We start from the raw sequence: 1,209 nt of genomic DNA, 5'->3' as shown, positions 1-1,209 counted from the left end.
CGCATGAGATCCCGGGGCAGGGAGAAGACTACCTCCTCGGTGTGACCGGCCTGTTCCGCCGGCCGGGTGCCGCCCCAGGCGACGAGGCGGTCCACGACCCCCTTCACCAGGACCTCCGGTGCCGACGCCCCGGCGGTGACGCCGATACGTTCGGCACCGTCAAGCCACTCCCGGCGCAGGTCGTCAGGGCCGTCGATCTGGTACGCGGTGACCCCCATGCGCTCGGCGAGCTCCTTGAGCCGGCGCGTATTGGAACTGTTCTGGGAGCCCACGACGATCATGCAGTCGACCTGCGCGGCGAGGTCCTTGACGGCATCCTGGCGGTTCTGGGTCGCGTAGCAGATATCGTCCTTGCGCGGCCCGTGGATACGCGGGAAGCGCTCGCGCAGGGCGTCGATGACCTGCCCGGTATCATCCATCGACAGGGTCGTCTGGCTGACAAAGGCGAGCTCGTCCGGGTTGCGGACGTCCATGCGGGCGACGTCGTCGGGCGTCTCCACCAGGTAGATCGCGCCGCGGTCCGCGCCCTCGCCTACGTACTGGCCGATGGTGCCCTCCACTTCCGGATGGCCGTCATGGCCGATGAGCACCACCTCCCGCCCTTCGCTGGCATGCTTCTGCACCTCGATGTGGACCTTGGTGACCAGTGGGCAGGTCGCATCGAACACGCGCAGGCCGCGACGGTCCGCCTCCTCCCGCACCGCCTGGGAAACGCCGTGGGCACTGAAGATGACGGTCGCACCGGAAGGGACCTCGTCGAGTTCCTCGACGAACACCGCGCCCTTGCCGCGGAGATCCTCGACAACGGTGCGATTGTGCACGACCTCGTGGCGGACGTAGATCGGGGCGCCGAAACACTCCAGCGCCCGCTCGACGATGCTGATCGCCCGGTCGACGCCGGCGCAGAAGCCGCGGGGGTTGGCAAGCAGTATCTCGGGCATGGTGGCAGTCGCCTCGCGTATGTGGACGGATTGTCTCACGAGCGCCGGAGCCTCGCCTAGAAGGCTCACACCCGCCGGCCCAGGACGACACTGATCACCAGCATCGCCACACCCACGGAGATGGCGCTGTCGGCCACGTTGAAGGCCGGCCAATGCCAGTTGCCGGCATAAACGTCCAGGAAATCGATGACGTACCCGTGGACCATGCGGTCCAGCACGTTGCCCAGCGCGCCCCCGAGCACCAGGCCGAGTGCCGCGGCGACCAGCC

At 68.1% G+C, this 1,209-nt stretch carries 2 protein-coding genes; both read right to left on the bottom strand.

Annotated elements, in window-relative coordinates; translation table 11 throughout:
- Positions 1-941: 4-hydroxy-3-methylbut-2-enyl diphosphate reductase (gene ispH / locus G7A99_RS08675; RefSeq protein WP_163139566.1), on the bottom strand; the 941-nt coding region annotated here is incomplete at its 3' end.
- 65 nt (positions 942-1,006) lie between these two features.
- Positions 1,007-1,209, bottom strand: a 203-nt coding sequence (gene lspA, locus G7A99_RS08670; RefSeq protein WP_163139564.1) for a signal peptidase II, incomplete at its 5' end; no start/stop codon positions are given.

Source organism: Arhodomonas sp. KWT (assembly GCF_010993615.1).
This window is presented reverse-complemented; position numbering and strand designations above follow the sequence as displayed.